Source organism: Corynebacterium sp. c3Ub_189, from assembly GCF_039907195.1.
GTDB lineage: Bacteria > Actinomycetota > Actinomycetes > Mycobacteriales > Mycobacteriaceae > Corynebacterium.
The window spans coordinates 54,956-74,023 of record NZ_JASBOF010000008.1; the positions used below are offsets into that span (position 1 = coordinate 54,956).

At 58.8% G+C, this 19,068-nt stretch carries 20 protein-coding genes and 1 pseudogene; 18 read left to right on the top strand and 3 right to left on the bottom strand.

Annotation, left to right across the window (positions count from 1 at the left end; genetic code table 11):
- Nucleotides 1-64: 64 nt before the first annotated feature.
- From hisD to QKD99_RS05585, 15 genes are all read left to right on the top strand, one after another.
- On the top strand, nt 65-1,375 hold the full coding sequence (hisD, locus tag QKD99_RS05515) for a histidinol dehydrogenase (protein ID WP_347950926.1): 1,311 nt from the start codon (nt 65-67) through the stop codon (nt 1,373-1,375).
- Nucleotides 1,376-2,506, top strand: a complete 1,131-nt coding sequence (locus tag QKD99_RS05520) for a histidinol-phosphate transaminase (protein WP_284843790.1) — start codon at nt 1,376-1,378, stop codon at nt 2,504-2,506.
- Nucleotides 2,503-3,105, top strand: coding sequence for an imidazoleglycerol-phosphate dehydratase HisB (gene hisB / locus QKD99_RS05525; RefSeq protein WP_347950927.1), 603 nt, complete (start codon nt 2,503-2,505; stop codon nt 3,103-3,105). The genes QKD99_RS05520 and hisB overlap by 4 nt, the downstream gene beginning before the upstream one ends.
- A gap of 5 nt (nt 3,106-3,110) precedes the next feature.
- Complete coding sequence (locus QKD99_RS05530) at nt 3,111-3,278, top strand: hypothetical protein (RefSeq protein ID WP_005324605.1); 168 nt, start codon at nt 3,111-3,113, stop codon at nt 3,276-3,278.
- On the top strand, nt 3,275-4,525 hold the full coding sequence (locus QKD99_RS05535; RefSeq protein WP_284867651.1) for an MFS transporter: 1,251 nt from the start codon (nt 3,275-3,277) through the stop codon (nt 4,523-4,525). Before QKD99_RS05530 ends, QKD99_RS05535 begins: the two co-directional genes overlap by 4 nt.
- 3 nt (nt 4,526-4,528) lie before the next feature.
- Nucleotides 4,529-5,161, top strand: a complete 633-nt coding sequence (gene hisH / locus QKD99_RS05540) for an imidazole glycerol phosphate synthase subunit HisH (RefSeq protein WP_347950928.1) — start codon at nt 4,529-4,531, stop codon at nt 5,159-5,161.
- A 14-nt stretch (nt 5,162-5,175) separates the two neighbouring features.
- Nucleotides 5,176-5,964, top strand: coding sequence for a bifunctional 1-(5-phosphoribosyl)-5-((5-phosphoribosylamino)methylideneamino)imidazole-4-carboxamide isomerase/phosphoribosylanthranilate isomerase PriA (gene priA, locus QKD99_RS05545; RefSeq protein ID WP_347950929.1), 789 nt, complete (start codon nt 5,176-5,178; stop codon nt 5,962-5,964).
- A 3-nt stretch (nt 5,965-5,967) separates the two neighbouring features.
- Entirely contained in the window at nt 5,968-6,750 is a 783-nt protein-coding gene (locus QKD99_RS05550) for an inositol monophosphatase (protein WP_239277387.1), read from the top strand.
- 31 nt (nt 6,751-6,781) lie between these two features.
- Nucleotides 6,782-7,552 carry an imidazole glycerol phosphate synthase subunit HisF gene (gene hisF, locus QKD99_RS05555; protein ID WP_347950930.1) on the top strand — a complete coding sequence of 257 codons (771 nt, stop codon included), beginning with the start codon at nt 6,782-6,784 and terminating at the stop codon, nt 7,550-7,552.
- Nucleotides 7,549-7,911: a phosphoribosyl-AMP cyclohydrolase gene (hisI, locus tag QKD99_RS05560; protein ID WP_150851219.1), complete on the top strand. Its 363-nt coding sequence runs from the start codon at nt 7,549-7,551 to the stop codon at nt 7,909-7,911. The genes hisF and hisI overlap by 4 nt, the downstream gene beginning before the upstream one ends.
- Complete coding sequence (locus QKD99_RS05565) at nt 7,908-8,546, top strand: TIGR02234 family membrane protein (RefSeq protein WP_347950931.1); 639 nt, start codon at nt 7,908-7,910, stop codon at nt 8,544-8,546. Before hisI ends, QKD99_RS05565 begins: the two co-directional genes overlap by 4 nt.
- Nucleotides 8,547-8,630: 84 nt before the next feature.
- Entirely contained in the window at nt 8,631-9,461 is an 831-nt protein-coding gene (locus QKD99_RS05570; protein WP_347950932.1) for an indole-3-glycerol phosphate synthase TrpC, read from the top strand.
- A gap of 45 nt (nt 9,462-9,506) precedes the next feature.
- Nucleotides 9,507-10,451 (top strand): prolipoprotein diacylglyceryl transferase, encoded by a 945-nt coding sequence (gene lgt / locus QKD99_RS05575; protein WP_347950933.1) that lies wholly within the window; start codon nt 9,507-9,509, stop codon nt 10,449-10,451.
- Nucleotides 10,452-10,619: 168 nt separating this feature from the next.
- Nucleotides 10,620-12,035, top strand: coding sequence for a pyruvate kinase (gene pyk / locus QKD99_RS05580; RefSeq protein WP_269953210.1), 1,416 nt, complete (start codon nt 10,620-10,622; stop codon nt 12,033-12,035).
- Nucleotides 12,036-12,330: 295 nt separating this feature from the next.
- Complete coding sequence (locus QKD99_RS05585) at nt 12,331-13,221, top strand: cation diffusion facilitator family transporter (protein ID WP_225746763.1); 891 nt, start codon at nt 12,331-12,333, stop codon at nt 13,219-13,221.
- Nucleotides 13,222-13,228: 7 nt separating this feature from the next.
- Here the strand turns inward: QKD99_RS05585 and QKD99_RS05590 are convergent, their stop codons facing one another.
- Together QKD99_RS05590 and QKD99_RS05595 are read right to left on the bottom strand one after the other, a co-directional pair.
- Entirely contained in the window at nt 13,229-13,912 is a 684-nt protein-coding gene (locus QKD99_RS05590; protein ID WP_284765804.1) for a hypothetical protein, read from the bottom strand.
- A 103-nt stretch (nt 13,913-14,015) separates the two neighbouring features.
- Nucleotides 14,016-15,360, bottom strand: a pseudogene (locus QKD99_RS05595) (IS256 family transposase).
- 132 nt (nt 15,361-15,492) lie between these two features.
- On the opposite strand from QKD99_RS05595, the gene QKD99_RS05600 reads away from it, so the two are divergent.
- Genes QKD99_RS05600 through QKD99_RS05610 form a run of 3 tightly spaced genes read left to right on the top strand, consistent with a single transcriptional unit; the run spans nt 15,493 to nt 16,521 of the window.
- On the top strand, nt 15,493-15,693 hold the full coding sequence (locus QKD99_RS05600; RefSeq protein WP_239234729.1) for a hypothetical protein: 201 nt from the start codon (nt 15,493-15,495) through the stop codon (nt 15,691-15,693).
- A 36-nt stretch (nt 15,694-15,729) separates the two neighbouring features.
- On the top strand, nt 15,730-15,966 hold the full coding sequence (locus tag QKD99_RS05605; protein WP_239234727.1) for an alkaline phosphatase: 237 nt from the start codon (nt 15,730-15,732) through the stop codon (nt 15,964-15,966).
- A gap of 39 nt (nt 15,967-16,005) precedes the next feature.
- A complete protein-coding gene (locus QKD99_RS05610; protein WP_347950934.1) occupies nt 16,006-16,521 on the top strand; it encodes a hypothetical protein in 516 nt (171 codons plus the stop codon).
- 72 nt (nt 16,522-16,593) lie between these two features.
- Here QKD99_RS05610 and QKD99_RS05615 read toward each other — a convergent pair whose 3' ends face one another.
- On the bottom strand, nt 16,594-18,984 hold the full coding sequence (locus QKD99_RS05615; protein ID WP_347950935.1) for a glycogen/starch/alpha-glucan phosphorylase: 2,391 nt from the start codon (nt 18,982-18,984) through the stop codon (nt 16,594-16,596).
- Nucleotides 18,985-19,068 lie beyond the last annotated feature (84 nt).

Genomic DNA, 19,068 nt, shown 5'->3' on the forward strand with positions numbered 1-19,068 from the left:
GGCGTTTGACCATTAGGATATTGGTTTAATAACAGAAATCCGATAGGGAGAAGAGGAGTCGGGAATGCTTCGCACCATCGATCTGCGCGGCCAAGAGCTGCGCCCCGCCCAGCTGCGGCGAGTTTTGCCGCGCGGTGGCACCGACGTCGCCGCCGTGGTGGACAAGGTGGCGCCGCTGGTTCATCGAGTAGGTCAAGAAGGCGCTGCGGCCGCCTTGGACTATGGCGAGCAATTCGATGGCGTGCGCCCAACCCACCTGCGGGTGCCCCAAGCGGAGCTGGAGAAGGCCGCCTCCGGACTAGACCCGCAGGTGCGCCAAGCGATTGCGGCCTCCATTGAGCGGGTCCGCAAGGTCCATGCCGAGCAGAAACCGGCCGCGCACGCCACCGAGCTGGCGCCAGGTGCCACGGTGACCGAGGTCTTTCGCCCCGTCGAGCGCGTTGGACTATACGTGCCGGGAGGCAAGGCGGTCTATCCGTCCTCGGTGATTATGAATGCCGTGCCAGCGCAGGCGGCCGGCGCGGAAAGCTTGGTGGTAGCCTCGCCGCCACAAAAAGAGTGCGGTGGCCTGCCTCACCCCACGGTGTTGGCCGTGTGCCAGATGCTGGGCGTGGATGAGGTCTGGGCGGTAGGAGGCGGCCAGGCCATCGCGCTGATGGCCTACGGCGATGATGACGCCGAACTAGCCCCTGTGGATATGATTACCGGCCCTGGAAATATCTTCGTCACCGCGGCCAAACGGCTGGTGCGCGGCGTGGTGGGCACGGATGCCGAGGCTGGGCCGACCGAAATCGCCATTATCGCTGATGACACCGCGAATCCGGTGTATGTGGCCTATGACCTTATCTCCCAGGCCGAGCATGATCCGATGGCCGCGAGCGTGCTCATTACGGCATCGCCAAGCCTGGCTCAGCGTGTGAAGGCGGAGGTAGAGGCGCGCTACGGTGCCACCGCTAATGCGGAGCGAGCGGCCGAAGCTCTAGGCGGCGAGCAATCCGGAATTGTGTTGGTCGATTCCCTGGATGCAGCGGTGGCGGTGGCCAATGCCTACGCTGCTGAGCACCTGGAGATCCACACCGCAGAGCCCGGCGCGGTGGCCGAGCGGATTAAGCACGCCGGTGCCATCTTTGTAGGGGACTTTGCTCCAGTGCCGCTCGGAGATTACGCGGCTGGTTCCAATCACGTATTGCCCACCTCCGGTACGGCGCGCTTTTCTGCCGGTCTTTCTACCCATACCTTTATGCGGCCGGTCAACCTCATTGAATATGACCGAGCTGCGCTGGAAGAGATTGCCCCGCACGTAATCGCTTTTGCGGAGGCCGAGGGGCTGCCCGCTCACGGCGAGGCTATCCGCGCCCGATTCGAGGAGAATTAAATGACGCACTTGAATGATCTTCCCCTGCGCGAGGAGCTGCGCGGCAAGTCTGCCTATGGGGCGCCGCAGCTCCACGTGGCCTACCAGCTCAATACCAACGAAAATCCTTATCCTCCCTCGCAGGCGCTGGTGGATGACTTAGTGGCGGAGACCCGGCGCCTTGCCACCACGCTCAATCGCTATCCGGAGCGCGATGCGGTGGAGCTGCGCCAGGCCTTGGCGGACTACGTTTCTGAACAAACCGGGGTGCGCGTGGGCTATGCGCAGGTGTGGGCGGCGAATGGCTCGAATGAGATTTTGCAGCAGCTGTTGCAGGCATTCGGCGGTCCAGGCCGCAGCGTGCTCGGTTTCACCCCGTCTTATTCCATGCACCCTATCCTCGCGGATGGGACCCATACGCAGTTTGTGGAGTGCCTGCGCGATGAGAATTTCCGCATCGATATGGACCGGGCGCTGGCAGCCGTGGCGCAGCGCCAGCCGGATATCATCTTTGTGACTACGCCGAATAACCCCACTGGCGGGGTGACCAGCGTGGACGATATTGCCGCGCTGGCCGACGCCGCCCCGGGCATCCTCATCGTCGATGAAGCTTATGGCGAATTTTCTTCCTCGCCTTCTGCGGTGACGCTGCTGGAGAAATACCCCACGAAGCTGGTGGTCTCGCGCACCATGTCTAAGGCTTTCGATTTTGCCGGCGGCCGTCTCGGATACTTTGTGGCGGACCCGGCCTTTGTGGAGGCCGTGATGTTGGTGCGCTTGCCGTATCATCTGTCCGTGCTTTCCCAAGCAGCGGCGACGGTGGCGCTGCGCCATAGCGCGGATACGCTCGCCACCGTGGAAAAGATCGCCGCCGAACGCGAGCGGGTGGCCGCTCGCCTGCGCGAATTGGGCTATACCGTCCTGCCGAGCGAATCCAACTTCCTCTTCTTCGGGCGCTTTGCTGACCAACACCGCGTGTGGCAACAGTTCTTGGATAAGGAAGTGCTCATTCGCGATGTTGGCATCGCAGGCCACCTGCGCATGACGGTGGGGCTGCCAGAAGAAAATTCGGCCTTTTTGGCCGTAGCTGAGGACCTTGCGGATACAGTAGTGGCGGATTCCCCGCTCGCAGGAGAAAGGAGCGAAGCATGAGCAACCGCGTAGGACGCGCCCAGCGGGCGACGTCGGAATCGCAGATTTCTGTGGACATTGACCTCGATGGCACGGGACGCAGCGATATTTCCACCGGACTGCCTTTTTTCGATCACATGCTCACGGCCTTTGCTACTCATGGCAGCTTGGATCTCACCGTGCAGGCTGAGGGCGATGTGGAGGTAGATGCCCATCACACTGTGGAAGATACCGCCATCGTGCTCGGCACCGCGCTGCGTGAGGCGGTGGGGGATAAGGCCGGCATTCGCCGCTTTGGCTCCCAGCTTTTGCCCATGGACGAGGCCTTAGTGGAAGCGGTGGTGGATTTTTCTGGGCGTGCCTATTTCGTGATGAACGGCGAACCGGAGCACCTGCAGTGGCAGAACATCGGTGGGCATTACGCCACGGTGATCAATCGCCACTTTTTTGAGACGCTCGCTACCCACGCTGCGGTAACGCTCCACCTCAACGTGCGCTATGGGCGCGATCCGCACCACATTACGGAGGCGGAGTATAAAGCCGTAGCGCGTGCGCTGCGCGGTGCGGTGGAATTAGACCCACGCCAAACTGGCATTCCATCGACGAAGGGAGCACTCTAGAACGCATGCACTTTATGATCTTGGTCCTCTTCCTCGTAGCCGGCATGTTGGTAGGAGGCGCATGGTCTGCCTACCAACAGGGGTCGAAGGCGATGACAGTCGTAGCCTCACTTTTGGCCGCAATCACTGTGGTAGCAGCTATCTCGTGGATGGTAGGAGCGTTTGGTAAATGAGTACAACCCAAGAAACCAATATCTGGAAGATCCCAGGCTACACCGCCACCATGGTGGCCATTGCCGCGGCGTTCGGTGCTTGGTCCATCCTCCTTCCCGTAGTGCCGCTAGCTGTCATTGACTCCGGCGGTTCAGCTACCTTGGCGGGATCATCCACGGGCATCTTCATGGCCTTTACCGTGCTGACCCAGATCATTTCCCCGTGGCTCTTGCGCCGGTGGGGCTACCGCCGCGTGATGGCGCTTTCTGCCTTTACCTTGGGTGTACCTGCCTTCGGCCACCTCTTGGGGACCGATGCTTGGGTTGTCCTGCTCTTTTCCGCTCTGCGCGGCGTGGGCTTTGGTGCGCTGACCGTTTCTGAGTCCGCGCTCATTGCGGAACTAGCGCCCGTACGCCTGCTGGGTAAGGCTACCGGCATGATTGGTGTCTTTACTGGCCTGGGCCAGATGGTCTTTTTGCCCTTGGGATTGATCATGGCGGAAAAGCTGGGTTATGCCTCGACGTATATCACCGCCGGCATCATTGGTTTCGTGGGTTTTGGCATGTGTTTGCGCATTCCCAAGATCAAGGTCACGCTCGCCTCCGATACCGAAGAGGAGCCGAACCTTATCCGCGTTCCTACGTGGAAGCTGGTGCTCGTCCCTGCGTTGGCGCTGACGACGTTTTCTATGAGCTATGGCGCCGTATCATCCTTCCTGCCGCCGGCGGTGCAAGAACTTGATGCCGAGCGCGGCGCCAGCCTGGCCGGCATCATGTTATCCATCGTGGGCGGCGCCGCCATGATTTTCCGCTACTTTGCCGGCATGGTGGCAGACCGCGTGGGCACTCCTGGCCGGCTCTACATCCCCAGCCAGATCATGGCCATCGTGGGTGTGCTTGCCATCGCCGTTCCTCTTTATTTCGACGGCTCTGTATGGTGGCTCGTGTTGGGCGCCTTCCTCTTCGGCGGTGCCTTTGGTATTGCGCAAAATGAGGCCTTGCTGTCGATGTTTGATCGCCTGCCGCGTGAACGAGTTTCGGAGGCTTCGGCCATCTGGAATATCTTCTATGACGGCGGCACCGGTTTGGGCTCGACCCTTTTGGGCGCCTTGGTCGCTGGCTATGGCTACGCGGGGGCGTTTGGCGCCGGCGTGGCCATCCTCGTTGTTGGCTTGCTTATGACGGTGGCAGACTTCGTACTCGGGCGCACCCGAGTGAGCGAAACCAACGATATCCGGACGCGTCTGCGCCGTATGCGTAAGGTGTAGCCCATGGCAAAGACGGTCGCATTATTGGATTATGGCGCGGGCAACGTGCGCTCGGCACAGCGCGCACTAGAGCGAGTGGGCGCGGACGTCACAGTTACCGCGGACCCCAAGGAAGCGGTGGAAGCGGACGGTCTGCTTGTCCCCGGCGTGGGTGCCTTTGCTGCCTGCATGCGCGGGTTGCACGCGGTGCAAGGCCCGAGGGTCATCGGCCAGCGCTTGGCGGGGGAGCGTCCGGTGTTGGGCATTTGCGTAGGCATGCAGGTGCTTTTCGACGCCGGAGTGGAACACAACATCAACTCCACCGGTTGCGGCGAGTGGCCCGGTACCGTCGAAAAGCTGCACTCTACGGTGCTGCCGCATATGGGGTGGAATACCGTAGAGGTACCCGTCGGCAGCGATATGTTTGCCGGAGTGGCCGAAGACGAGCGCTTTTATTTTGTGCATTCCTATGGCGTTCGCCACTGGGAGCTGGAAACGGAGATTACTCGCCCGCCCTTGGTCAGTTGGGCCGAGCACGCGGGCGATAGGTTCGTCGCGGCGGTAGAAAACGGTGCGCTGTGGGCGACCCAATTCCACCCTGAAAAATCCGGGGACGCCGGTGCACAGCTTTTGGAAAACTGGATGCGCACGCTCTAGGTAGGATGATGGATATGACTTTTACGCTTTTGCCCGCAGTCGATGTATCTCAAGGCCAAGCCGTGCGCTTGGATAAAGGCGAAGCAGGCACCGAAACCTCGTATGGTTCCCCGCGCGATGCCGCGCAAAAGTGGCAGTCCCAAGGCGCGCACTGGCTGCACTTTGTGGATTTGGATGCGGCATTTGGTCGGGGCTCCAACCACGAAGAAATGGCGATGATTACCCGCGAGCTGGGTGTAAATGTGGAGCTTAGCGGAGGCATCCGGGATGATGCCGCGGTAGAGCGCGCGCTGGCTACCGGTGCGCAGCGCATTAGTATCGGCACGGCTGCTCTAGAGCAGCCGGAATGGATCGAGGACATCCTCGCTCGCTACGGAGATAAGGTCGCCGTGGACCTTGCCGTTCGCGAAGATGGCGGCGAATGGCGTACCGCCGGCAATGGCTGGGTCTCCGATGGCGGCGATCTGTGGGAGGTACTCGAGCGCCTCGATGCCGCCGGATGCCAGCGCTTTGTGGTGACAGACGTATCTAAAGACGGCACGCTCACCGGACCTAATATTGAGATCCTGCGCGAGGTGGCGATGGCAACGGAGGCAAAAATCACCGCCTCTGGTGGCATTTCTAGCCTGGAAGACCTGCGCGAGCTCGCGCTTTATGCAAATGAGGGCATCGATTCCGCCATTATTGGCAAGGCCCTGTACGAGGGGAATTTCACCCTCGACGAAGCACTCGCTGCGGTGGCCGAGGTTGAGCCGCTGCCGGCGGAAGAAACCATTGACCCTTTCGACCTTGAGGACAACTAAGTCATGATGGAACCCCGCGAGTTGGTGGCCTTCGCGGAGGCGGCCGTAGACCAAGTAGAACCCATTTTTCGCTCCGGCCTCGGAGCTGCGCCCGCCCGTTTTAAGGGGCAGGGAGATTTTGCCACCGAGGTAGATCTCGTCATTGAGCAACAGCTGCGCGATATTTTGACCCAGATGACTGGCATCCCGGTCTATGGAGAAGAATCAGGCGGCAGTGTGCTCGATACCGTGTGGGTGGTAGATCCGATCGATGGCACCGCAAACTACTCTGCCGGAAACCCCATGGCCGGCATCCTGGTGGCGCTCATTCATGAGGGTACGCCCGTTGCTGCGGTATCTGACTTCCCGCTTCTGGGGCGCCGTCTGGTCACCTGCGATGGCTCCCCGCTGCGCTCAGTAGGTGGGCCTGCCACTGGTTTTGGTGGAGGGGACGAAGCAATGGGTTTTGATGAAGCACGCGGTCACGTGGGCTGCTCTTCCCACCTGCCCACCGACATTTTCCACGAGCTGCGCGAGACCGGACTGCGCCCGCGGATGACCGGTTCTGTGGGGCTTGATAATGCCTTCGTCGCGCAGGGTGTGTTCGATGGCGCGATCAACTTCTCTCCGCACCCATGGGATAACGCCGCGGGAGCACTGCAGATTCAGGCAGCTGGTGGCGTTGTCACCGATCCGGAAGGAAATCCGTGGACCGCGCAGTCGCGCGGCATGGTGGCAGGTACCCCGCAAGTTCATGCCACCATCGTGGATATCTTGTCTCGTCACACCGGTTCATTTCACCGCTAAGACTAAACACCCAAAGAAGGAGGCGGCCGCCATGGCTGTAGCCGTACGCGTGATCCCCTGCCTGGACGTGGACCAAGGCCGCGTGGTCAAGGGCATTAACTTTGACAACCTGCGCGATGCGGGCGACCCAGTGGAGCTGGCCGCGCGTTATGACCACCTAGGAGCCGATGAACTTACCTTCTTGGATGTCTCTGCTTCTACACAAGGGCGCTCCACCATGCTCGAGGTCGTGCGCCGCACCGCAGACCAGGTATTTATTCCATTGACGGTGGGCGGCGGAGTTCGCAGCGTTGATGACGTCCGAGAATTATTGCGCGCCGGGGCGGATAAGGTCTCAGTAAACACCGCGGCCATTAAGAATCCGGAACTGCTGCGCGACATGGCTGAGATTTTCGGAGCCCAATGCATCGTGCTGTCTGTTGATACCCGCCGGTGCCGCGAAGAGTATGCGCCATCCGGCTTTGAGGTCACCACGCACGGCGGTACGGAATCGGCCGGGATCGACGCCATCGAATGGGCACGCCGCGGCGAGGAACTCGGCGTAGGGGAGATCCTTCTTAACTCGATGGATGGCGACGGCACAAAGGAAGGGTTTGACCTTGAGTTGCTGCGCGCCGTGCGCGCAGCGGTGACCATTCCCGTTATCGCCTCTGGCGGCGCGGGAAACGCCGCAGATTTTCCACCGGCCGTCGCTGCCGGCGCCGATGCCGTCTTGGCAGCAAGCATTTTTCACTTCGGTGAAGTAGAAATCAGCGACGTGAAAGACGCACTTGATGCTGCGGGCTACGAGGTGCGCCGATGAGTACCCCGGGCAACTATGAACTTAACGGGGACATCGCCAAGCAACTCAAGCGCAATGACCAAGGCTTGGTGCCGGCCATTGCCCAAGCTGAGTCTGGTGAGGTGCTGATGATGGCCTGGATGGATGACCACGCTTTGGCCCATACCCTCGCTACCCGCAAGGCAACGTATTTTTCGCGCTCGCGCAATGAATATTGGGTCAAGGGAGAAACTTCTGGAAATACCCAAGAGGTGCTGGGCGTTCGCCTTGACTGCGATGGAGATACTATTCTGCTGACCGTGCGGCAGCGCGGCGGCGCCTGCCATACCGGTGACCGCACGTGCTTTGACGCCACCGATCTCCTAGGAGGGCAACCGTGAAGGCTAGACGCCTTGGACCACTACTTATCGCTGTAGGAGCCATCGTAGTGTGGCTGTCCTCCCGTGCTACGTGGGTGGTAGCCTCCAGCGAAGACGACAAGGCCGGCTCTGCGGCCAATGACATCATCGGCTCGGCCTGGTCGCTGGAGATCATGGCCCTGACCCTAGTTCTAGTAGCCGGTGCCGTCGCGGGGATGGCGCTGCGGCGCGTCGGTAGGCGAGTGGTGGGCGTAGTGTGCGCCCTCGCGGCCGCGGTCAGTGCATGGACCCCGGTGAGCCTGCTGACTGCGGGCGCGGACGCCGAGCGCGCGCAGAAAATCCTGCAGGGGGCCTCGGCCAATGAAAACGCCGTTGACTCTGCCCAGATCTCTGACTGGGCCACAGTTGTTTCCACCGAGGTGCATTCCCTGGGGCCAATTCTGGCCCTAATAGGTGCGGCAACAGCCCTCTTCGGTGCAGTCATGCTTGCACGCAATCCGGGCGTAGATAAGGCGAAGGCATCTAGCAAATACGAAACCCCAGCGGCACGGCAGGCAAAGTTGGAGGAGGATTTGGAAACCTCTTCCGACTCTGGACGCGTGATGTGGGACGCACTTGATAGTGATATCGATCCCACCGATATGGACAAAAAATAGCCCCGTTTCCTGTGTAATTTCCGGAACGGCATGCTAGCGGGTTAACCTAAATGTGATTTTAATCGCCCGTGGAGGGAGGTGCTGATGCCTACGCCCATTGCCGTTGACCACCTTGTTGCAGGAGTCTTGGAGGACGTTGCTGCGCGGGAAGCCCGTGTGTCCTTTAAAGAGGTAAAGGCGCGCTCGCGGGACATGGAACCTCCCCGGGATGCCCGCGCCGCGTTGCTACGCACAGGCTGCTCGGTCATCACGGAGCTCAAGCGCGCCGTACCCTACGGCGGTGAAATCGCTCATGTTGGCTCTGCGGAACAGATGGCGGAATGGGCCCGCACCTTTGAACATTGCGGCGTACATCTCATGGCATGCCAGACTGATTTCCGCCGCTTCCACGGTTCTTTAGAAGACATGGCAGCTGCCCGCGCTGCGATTGATATTCCCATGATGTCGCGCGATCTCATCGTGGACCCTTATCAAATTCATGAAGCCAGGTGCTTTGGGGCCGATGCTATTCCGCTGCAGGTAGAGCTCTTAGAGCAAGCTCGCCTGGAGGCGCTTTTAGACCGCGTGGAATCGCTCGGTATGACCGCCATTGTCGAGGTACGCAACTGCGCCGAGGTCGACCGCGCAATCAAGGCAGGAGGTAGCGTCATCGCCATCAATGCGTGGTCGTTGGCTTCGGATGCCATTAACCGCGAGGCGTTTAACGATATCGCCCCAGGCCTGCCAGAATCCATCCTGCGCATCGCAGTAGGCGGGGTAAACAACGCGCGCAACCTGTTTCACTATGCTTCACGCGGCGCCGATGCAGTGTTGGTGGGCGAATCAGTCATGGCTGCCCAGGATCCAACGGCGCTGGCGCGCTCTTTGGTGGCTGCCGGGCAGCATCCAGCGTGCCCCGCGCGCAAGATAGATTAAGGCCCCAACTAGCTGGTGTGGTGGGGGATAAGGCACACTGGCTACGTGCACACAGAAATTCTTGCAAATATTCCGTCTCCGCCGCAGGGCGTGTGGCAGTTGGGGCCCATTCCCATTCGTGCCTATGCGCTGTGCATCATCGTAGGAATTATCGTCGCCCTGCGAATGACCTTACGCCGCTACACCGCACGCGGCGGTAACCCAGACACAGTATGGGATGCCGCCATCGTGGTCATCCCAGCCGGCATCATTGGCGGGCGGCTCTACCACGTCATTACCGATAACCAGAAGTACTTCTGCGATAGCTGCAATCCCGCTGACGCGCTGAAGGTTACCAATGGCGGCCTGGGCATTTGGGGAGCCGTAGCCTTGGGCGCACTAGCTTTGTGGGTGCTTTTCAAAGTGAAAAAGGTGCCGCTCGGCCCCTTTGCTGACGCGGTGGCGCCAGGCCTCGTCCTCGCGCAAGCGATTGGACGCCTAGGTAACTGGTTTAACCAGGAGCTCTATGGGCGCCCGACCGACGTTCCGTGGGCCTTAGATATTTACTACCGCGTCAATGAAAATGGCGGCTATGCTCCCGTTTCCGGACACTCCACGGGTGAGGTCATGACCTCGGTGCACCCGACTTTCTTGTACGAGCTCGTGTGGAATGTTCTAGTCTGCCTTTTTCTCTTGTGGGCTCACAAGGCCTGGAAGTTGGGGCACGGGCGCGTCTTTGCCCTCTATGTCATGGGCTATACATTGGGCCGCTTCTTTATTGAAGGGATGCGTTCCGATGAGGCGACCCATATCTTTGGGGTGCGCGTAAATATCATCGTCTCCCTTGTGATTTTTATCATCGCCGCGATTGTCTTCTTTGTGCTTGATAGGCACCGGCAGGGCCCAGAGTCCCCCGAAGAGGTGGATCCTAAATATTGGGCGGAGCGCCGGGATGCTGATGAGCACAGTGATGAGCACGCGGTATCTAATGGACAGCAACCGGGTTCTTGATCGACGTAAACACTGCCCAAGTGTGTCCGGTTGGTTTTGGTTTTGTGGGAAATAGGACATTTTGGGATGCCCGTTCAGAAGATGAACCCGAGAAATTGTGGCCCCAATCCTTTCTAAGGAGTAGGTTGGGGAGTGTTCAGTTTCCCCCGACGGAATAGGCCAATAATGCTGGATAGAAGAACGAAGATTGTTTGTACTCTCGGCCCTGCCGTTGCTAGCGAGGATGGCATCTTGCGCCTCGTACAGGATGGTATGGACGTTGCCCGCCTGAATATGTCTCACGGCGAGCATGCAGACCACGAGGCGAATTACAACTGGGTGCGCCAAGCCACCGATAAGACCGGCCGCGCCGTCGGTATCTTGGCGGACCTCCAAGGCCCTAAGATTCGCCTTGGCCGCTTTATCAATGGCGAGGAGCAGTGGGATAACGGCCAGATCGTCCGCATTACCGTGGACGATATCGAAGGCACCCATGACCGCGTCTCCACCACCTACAAGGGCTTGGCCAAGGACGCCAAGCCAGGTGACCGCCTGCTGATCGACGACGGCAAGGTTGCCGTTGTCTGCAAGGAAGTCGACGGCAACGACGTCGTCTGTGAGGTCACCGAAGGTGGCCCGGTTTCCAATAACAAGGGCGTTTCCCTCCCTGGTATGGATATCTCCGTGCCGGCTTTGTCGGAAAAGGATATCGCTGATCTGCGCTTCGCTTTGAAGCTCGGCGTTGACCTCGTGGCATTGTCCTTCGTCCGCTCTCCAGCAGATGTAGATAAAGTCCACGAGATTATGGACGAAGAGGGCCGCCGCGTTCCGGTCATCGCCAAGCTGGAAAAGCCTGAGGCAGTAGACGCGCTCGAGTCTATTGTGCTGGCATTCGATGCCATCATGATTGCCCGTGGCGACCTCGGTGTTGAGGTGCCGCTGGAGCGCGTGCCGCTGTTCCAGAAGCGCGCTATCCAGATTGCTCGCGAGAACGCTAAGCCGGTCATCGTGGCTACCCAGATGCTGGATTCCATGATTTCCAACCTGCGCCCGACCCGTGCAGAGGCTTCCGACGTGGCCAACGCCGTTCTCGATGGCGCCGACGCCGTCATGCTCTCTGGTGAGACTTCAGTGGGCATTGACCCGCAGAATGTGGTGCGCACCATGTCCAAGATCGTGGCTAATGCTGAAGATGGTGGCAAGGTTCCACCGCTGTCCCACGTTCCGCGCACCAAGCGTGGTGTGGTGTCCTATTCCGCCCGCGATATTGCCGAGCGCCTCAATGCAAAGGCCATCGTAGCCTTTACTACCTCCGGTGATACCGCTAAGCGAGTGGCACGCCTGCACTCCCACCTGCCACTGTTGGCATTTACTCCGGACCCAGCGGTTCGTTCCCAGCTGGCTCTCACGTGGGGTGCTGAGACCTTCTTGAGCCCGCACGTTAAGTCCACCGATGACATGATGGAAGCCATCGATGACGCATTGCTGGAGATGGACAGGTACGAGGAAGGCGACATGATTGTCGTCATTGCTGGTACCCCTCCAGGAATTGCTGGTAACACCAACATGATCCAGTGCCACCTGTTGGGTGAGACCAAGAAGTAATTTCTTTTGGCGCAAGCGCCGCGACCCATCCTTTAACACGTTCCACGGGTCGCGGCGCTTTTCTATATGCATTTATACAAATGTAGATTTATATTTACCTTGCGTACACGCAGCGGTAGCTTTCCTGACATGCGGCTGCAGTACTTTTTGGTTGTGCTTGTTTCAGCTTCTCTACAGATTCGAAGGACAACTGCACAATGACCTAAGTCAAGCCGATTTGGTCTCAGTGGCTGCGCCCACCGCCATCCGTTTTCATTTAATTGTCAATAAGCGTCGACGGGGGTAGGCTGAGTGCATGGCACACGAGCACCACGACCACGATCACTCCAGCATGCCGCTGCGCGCACTCTTGATTGCGCTAGGAATTACCGGCACCGTCTTCTTCGCGGAGTTGATCGGCGGCTGGTTGGCGGGTTCGATGGCGCTGATGGCGGATGCGATGCACATGCTTTCCGACGCTGCGGGGTTGATCATCGCGGTGTTAGCGGTGTTGGTTGGGCGCCGACAAGCATCGGCTCAGGCCACGTACGGCTACCGACGAGTGGAGGTGCTTGCTGCACTGGCGAACGCAGTGATGGTGCTGGCGATCTCGGTGTGGATTGTCGTCGAGGCGGTGCGCCGCCTGCAGAGCCCGGCCGAAGTGCAGGGAAAAACGATGCTGATCATCGCGGTGATCGGCCTGGTGGCGAATGCGCTATCGGCGTGGGTTCTGCACCGGCACCGCAAATCCTCGATCAACGTGGAGGGCGCGTTCTTGCACGTGTTAGTGGATATGCTCGGCTCGGTCGCAGTAATCGTGGCCGGCATCGTGGTACTGACCACGGGGTTTGTGGCGGCGGACGTGATCGCCTCCCTAGCGATCGCGGCGATGGTGCTGCCGCGCGCCTGGCAGCTCATGCGGCTTTCGGCGAGCGTGCTGCTCGAGCAAGTCCCGGCGGACTTCGACGCCAGTGCGATCGAGCCCGCGCTGCGGCAGGTCGAGGGCGTTGCTGACATCCACGACCTGCACCTGTGGAGCCTGGACGGCGTGAACGTGCTCACGACCGTGCATATCGTGCGCGACGGCACCGTCGGCACCGGCCCGCTGTTGGATGCCGCTCAGCAGGCCCTGCGCGAACACGGTATCGAGCACTCCACCATCCAGATTGAGCACCCAGAGCACGAATCCCACGAGACGGTGTGCTGATTCCCTTCTAACCTGACTTAGGCCAATTTTGTGCGGAAGTTCGCGGCCGGTGATTACTTGGATGGTGGCAGTGAGGTCGGGCGGGAATGGTACCGCGGCGTGAATGGTTTCGCCGCCAACGACGAGTTGAAAGCTGCGGTATTTCTTGAGTGTTCTCACGAGGCGTTTGATGAAGTGACCACTGCGGGTCTCCATCAGGTGGGTCACGGCTAGTGCTGCCATCACAATATTGAGATGTGCTGTGATCGAGTTTTGTTTCCTCGCATAGATTGGGCGTGCTTTCAGGTCTGATTTCGACATCTGATACGACATTTTCAATGTGGAATAGCCTGCGGTAATGCCCGATAACCTCCTGGGCGGGAAGAGCGGTCAGGTCGGTTTCATAGCCTTTAATTCCGGCTAGGACTCGGTGTTTGGCAGCAAGAGCGTAGTTGACCTTCTTGTTCGGGGTGGAAAGATCGAAATAGCGGTTGCGCTTAATGGCGATTTCGCCGTCAACAGCGCGTTTGGCTTTTGTGACTTGCGCTTTGATTCCGCGCAGGCCGTGTCTGGCCCGATCATAGGAGTACTGGAAGTGGGTCACCGTATTCGGGGTTGTGTGTTTGCGCGCATCGCTTGCCGAGGCTTGTGTCCAGATCCGGCCGTGGGCGTAGGCTTCACCAGGGATTTCCCGCCGCCAGGTTTCAATCACCTCAGGCACGGTGGGGTTTCACCGACAAAATGTAGTGCAGACCTGCATCTATCAATGCTTGCTTGTTCGGAGGGTGTCAAGTTGTTTGTGTGTGGGGCTAGGTTTATAGGTATTTGTCGAAGCTGTCGGGGTAGGCCACGGCCATTTGGTTAATGGCTTGTTTCCAGCCGGAAACTCGGGTCCCTTCCATGAGTCTGCCGGTTGTCGCTGAGACTCGTTTGCCCTGCTTCGCTCTCTTGGCAGCTCGTCTGTCTTCGATATTGCAGATCATCAACCATAGCGTCTTGAGCGCTGATTCATTGTTAGTGAACTGCACCCTGTTGCGGGTAGCTTTCCGCAGTTCATTGTTGAATGATTCAATCGAATTCTTCGTGTAAATGACCTTGCTGGCTGCTGGTGGGAACTGGAGAAACAGTACGAAACGCGCCCATGCATCTCGCCAGACTTTGACTGAGCGTGGATACTTTTCTGCCAATTCAGAGGCTTCAAATTTGTCTAAGGCAGCCTTAGCTGTGGACTCGTCCGTGGCGGTGTAAATCTTTTTCAACGCGGCCGATACGCCCCGGCGATCCCTGTAGGCTACCCATCGGTTAGCGGCACGAATCAGGTGCACGATACAGGTTTGCACCATAGAGTTCGGCCAGGTTGCCTTTACTTCTTCCGGCAAGCCTTTGAACCCGTTACAGCAAACGATAAAGACGTCTTTAACCCCACGGTTAGAAAGATTGACGCATACTTGCGCCCAGGATGAAGCGCTTTCTTCTTTGGCAATCCACGATTCCAAAAAGTGCTTGATACCGTCGAGAGCCACGCCGATTGCCATGTACGCGGACTTATTGACCACTAGGCCGCCATCGCGGATTTTAATGCGCAGCGCGTCCAGGAAAATGACCGGGTAGAACTCGTCTAGCTGGCGGTTTTGCCAGACCATGACCTCATCCGGGACGGCATCAGTAACCGCAGAAATCGTCTCATGGGAAATATCAACACGCATCGCCGTTGCCATATGATGCTGGATGTCCCTAATTGTCATCCCACCGGCGTACAAGCTAACGGTCATGTCATCGACATCGGTCAATCTCCTCGAGCCTTTAGGGACCATAGTCAGCAAGAATGTGCCAGCCCTATCCCTCGGCACATCAACGGTAACTGGCCCGTAGTTAGAATCCACAGTCTTTGGATACGACCCGTTGCGGTGATTGTCTGTTCTAGCTGCAGCTTTAGCGCTCCTGTCGCCAGACTCGTAGCCCAGGTGGGCATCCATTTCAGCGTTGAGTCCCCCTGGTAATCGAGGCTTGCAACATGCCGCGAACCAGGTCGTTGGCATCCGTTGTAGACGTGCCTAGGTCATCAATCAGCTTCGCGATTTCAGGGTTAGCAAGAAGCTTCTTTTCGATCGCATCAATCTTGGCCTTATCAGCCGGATCTCGTCTCGCCACAGTAGTCATTCTGGTCCATCTCCTCATGCAGGTTAGGTACCCACACACAAACCATCAGACACTCTCTATTCCGAAGCCACTCCGGCGGCGTGGGCCGCGCACAACAAGGACCGCGATAAGCTGCAGGACATTAGCCGTGAGATGCTCGGCAGCGCCCTCGACTTGGTCATGGCCGCTGGCCACCCGTTCTACGATAATGACCACCAGAAGGTCGATACTCCCGACTATAGCTTCATGTACGAGGACGACTACGCTAAGCTTTCCGGAGGCGAGACCGACTGGAATTACTTCGAGTCCAACGATGACTTCAAGAAGATGGCGCAAGGTGACGTCAAGCCGTAGCAGAAGTATTGGGGTATCGCGCAGGTAGGTTCCACGTTGCAGAACTCCCGCTCGGGCGAGGCAAAGGCTCCATACTCGGACGAGCTTAACGACGTCGTCGATCTCCCCACCATGACGACTGGCGCCCTCAATGCGCTGGGACAGGACGAGGATGGCTTTTCCATCATGATTGAGGGCGGTGCCATCGACTGGGCCGGCCACGGAAATAACCCAGTGCGCGATATCGAGGAGACTCAGGACTTTAATAAGTCGGTTGATGCTGCCATCAAGTAGGTAGAGGAGAACTCCTCGTGGGAGGACACTTTGCTCGTCGTGACCGCGGATCACGAAACCGGTTATCTATCCGGTGCGAACGAGACACCGACTGAGGATAACCCTGATGCGGAAGACCGCTTTAACGCCATGGAAGGCGAAAAGGGCAAGGTCGCTCGGCACGGTTGGTACTCCGGGCAGCACACCAACCAATTGGTGCCATTCTTCTTCAAGGGTGCAGGCTCTGAGGACATCATGGCTAATACCTCCGGTACGGATTCGGTGCGCGGCGATTTCATCGATAACACCTTGGTGGCCAACTTGGTCTTTGATGAGTGGTGGAATGGTGACGCCGGCTCTGCCGACGAGCCAGAGCAGCCGGGAAGTACTACTAATCCGGCGGATGATGCAGGAAAGAAGGGCAGCAGCAAGGGCTTTGCCGCAGGTCTAGCTACAGGCCTAGGAATCTTGGGCGCTGTCGTTGGCGGACTCGGTTTCCTAGCCACGCAGATGGGTGTGCTCAATATTGACCTAAAGCCCATCTATGAGCAGCTAAAGCGCGTCGGCCTGCGCTAAACAAACGGAAGTAGGCCTAACGCCACGTTAAAGTCCTGCCCTCAGCTGCAGAAGCGGAGGGCAGGACTTTTCTTAGCTCTGGGAAATCGGAGTTGGTTGGATCTTCCAGACCTCGTTGGCATAGTCCGCGATGGTCCGGTCGGAAGAAAAGCGGCCAGAGTAGCAAATATTGAGCCACGCCTTCTTGGCCCAGGCAAGTTGGTCTGCCTCGTATTCGGCAGCCATGCGGTCACGGGTTTCGCGGTAGTCGGCGAAGTCACCTAGGACGTAGTACTGGTCTTGGGCGTGCTCCCCGAAGCCGTCGAGAAGCGAGGCGCGCAGATCGCCGAAGATACCGGCATTGTCTGCGCCCAGGGTGCCGTCGACAAGCGCATCCAGTACGCGGGCCAAGCCTGGCACGCTCTGGTAAAGCTCGCCCGGGTTGTACTCGGCGCGCAGCTGCGGCAACTCCTCATTGCGGGCGCCGAAGATATAAGCGTTGTTCTCGCCAACCGCCTCGACGATTTCTACGTTTGCTCCATCCATGGTGCCCAAGGTCAGGGCACCATTCATCATGAACTTCATATTGGACGTGCCGGAGGCTTCCTTGCCAGCCACAGAAATCTGCTCGGAGATATCAGCGGCCGGGATGATGTGCTCTGCGGGGGAGACGTTGTAATTCTCTACGAAGACGACGCGGATGATGTCCTTGGTGGCCGGGTCGTTATTGACTAGGTCTGCGATGGTGTTGATGAGCTTAATAATCGCCTTGGCGCGGTCGTAGCCCGGTGCGGCCTTGGCACCAAAGATGAAAGTACGCTTCGGCACGGTTTCGCCCTCTCCCTTGATGCGGAAGTAGAGGTCAAGGACGTAGAGGGCGTTCATCAGCTGGCGCTTGTACTCGTGCAGGCGCTTAATCTGCACGTCAAAGATGGAATCAGGGTCGATTTCAGCGCCTTGGTGGACGTTTACCCACTGCGCAAAGTCGCGTTTATTGGCCTGCTTGATGGCGATCAGTTCTCGTAGTAGGTCAGCATCGTCGGCCTTATCGGCGAGTCTGGCCAGCTGGGTGAGGTCAGTAACCCACGCATCGGAACCAGCCTGCTGGGTGAGCAGTTCTGCCAGGCGGGGGTTGCACATCTTCAGCCAGCGGCGCGGGGTGACGCCATTGGTCTTATTGTTGAATTTTTCTGGCCAGAGCTCATGCCATTCGGACAGCGTATCGGCCTTGATGATTTCGGTATGCAGGGCGGCGACACCGTTAATGGAGTAAGCGGCGTAGCAGGCGATCCAGGCCATGTGAACCTGTCCGTTGGACACCGGCGCCATGTAGTCAATGCGACCCTGATCCAGGCCGCGATGGGCCATATCTTCGCGGAAGCGGCGATCGATTTCTTCCACCAACTGCCAGATGCGCCAGAACAGCTTTTGGAAGATGGACACTTCCCAGCTCTCCAGTGCCTCTGCGAGCACGGTGTGGTTGGTGTAGGCGAAGGTCTCGGTGACGATCTTCCACGCCGCATCCCAGCTCAGACCATGGTCATCGAGCAATATGCGCAAGAGCTCTGGGATGGCGAGCACTGGGTGAGTGTCATTGAGCTGGATGGAGTTGTACTGCGCAAAACCGGTGAGGTCCTCGCCGTGCTGGGCAATGTAGTTATCCACCATGGTTTGCAGGGAGGCGGAGACAAAGAAGTACTGTTGGCGAACGCGCAGTACTTTGCCCTCGTAGGTGGTGTCGTTGGGGTAGAGCACGCGGCAGATATCCATGACGCGCTCGCGATCGACAATGGCCTCCGTAAAGCGCTGGGAGTTGAAGGCATCGTAGTCGAATTCATCGATGGGCTCGGACTTCCACAGGCGTAGCGTGCCTACGTTATCGGTTCCGTAGCCAGTAATAGGCATGTCATAAGGAATAGCGCGCACGTCCATGTCATCAAAGTGGACGCGGCGCTGCTCGGAGGCGCGGCGGATGATGAAGTCATAGCCGTTTTCCATCCATTCATCAGGCTGTTCCTTCTGGAAGCCATTCTCAAAGGACTGGCGGAAAAGGCCGTAACGGTAGAGCAGGCCATAACCGGTGACGGGGTAGTCCTGGGTGACAGCGGAATCGAGGAAGCAGGCGGCAAGGCGGCCGAGGCCACCGTTGCCGAGCGCGGCATCGTGCTCAGCTTCGAGGACATCGCTCAGCTCGTGGTCGGCAGCGGTGGCCGCTGCCTTGGCATCGTCGACCAAGCCCAGGTTGGTGAGGTTATTGAGCAGCGCGCGGCCCTGCAGGAACTCCGCAGAGAAGTAATGCTGCTGGCGGGTCGCGGCATAGGCGGAACGGGTGCGCTCCCAGTTATCGGCAATCTGCTCCATGACGGCGCCGGATAGGCCCGACCAGAACTTGCGGTAGGAAGCGCTGTGCGGGCTCACACCGGAGGCCGCACGAACATGGGAGGGAACGGTGGATTCGAAAACAGAGTGCCGTGGCTGGCTCATGTGAAACCTTAAGTTAGTGGAAAGTCACGAAACGCCTGCCAGCTTAATAGGATTGGCGCAGCCTTGCAGGGGGAATAGGTAAAG

Excerpts from the sequence above, each read along its gene's own strand:
- hisD (WP_347950926.1), top strand. The coding sequence starts at position 65 with ATGCTTCGCACCATCGATCTGCGCGGCCAAGAGCTGCGCCCCGCCCAG.
- QKD99_RS05520 (WP_284843790.1), top strand. The coding sequence starts at position 1,376 with ATGACGCACTTGAATGATCTTCCCCTGCGCGAGGAGCTGCGCGGCAAG.
- hisB (WP_347950927.1), top strand. The coding sequence starts at position 2,503 with ATGAGCAACCGCGTAGGACGCGCCCAGCGGGCGACGTCGGAATCGCAG.
- QKD99_RS05530 (WP_005324605.1), top strand. The coding sequence starts at position 3,111 with ATGCACTTTATGATCTTGGTCCTCTTCCTCGTAGCCGGCATGTTGGTA.
- QKD99_RS05535 (WP_284867651.1), top strand. The coding sequence starts at position 3,275 with ATGAGTACAACCCAAGAAACCAATATCTGGAAGATCCCAGGCTACACC.
- hisH (WP_347950928.1), top strand. The coding sequence starts at position 4,529 with ATGGCAAAGACGGTCGCATTATTGGATTATGGCGCGGGCAACGTGCGC.
- priA (WP_347950929.1), top strand. The coding sequence starts at position 5,176 with ATGACTTTTACGCTTTTGCCCGCAGTCGATGTATCTCAAGGCCAAGCC.
- QKD99_RS05550 (WP_239277387.1), top strand. The coding sequence starts at position 5,968 with ATGATGGAACCCCGCGAGTTGGTGGCCTTCGCGGAGGCGGCCGTAGAC.
- hisF (WP_347950930.1), top strand. The coding sequence starts at position 6,782 with ATGGCTGTAGCCGTACGCGTGATCCCCTGCCTGGACGTGGACCAAGGC.
- hisI (WP_150851219.1), top strand. The coding sequence starts at position 7,549 with ATGAGTACCCCGGGCAACTATGAACTTAACGGGGACATCGCCAAGCAA.
- QKD99_RS05570 (WP_347950932.1), top strand. The coding sequence starts at position 8,631 with ATGCCTACGCCCATTGCCGTTGACCACCTTGTTGCAGGAGTCTTGGAG.
- QKD99_RS05585 (WP_225746763.1), top strand. The coding sequence starts at position 12,331 with ATGGCACACGAGCACCACGACCACGATCACTCCAGCATGCCGCTGCGC.
- QKD99_RS05600 (WP_239234729.1), top strand. The coding sequence starts at position 15,493 with ATGCTCGGCAGCGCCCTCGACTTGGTCATGGCCGCTGGCCACCCGTTC.
- QKD99_RS05615 (WP_347950935.1), bottom strand. The coding sequence starts at position 18,984 with ATGAGCCAGCCACGGCACTCTGTTTTCGAATCCACCGTTCCCTCCCAT.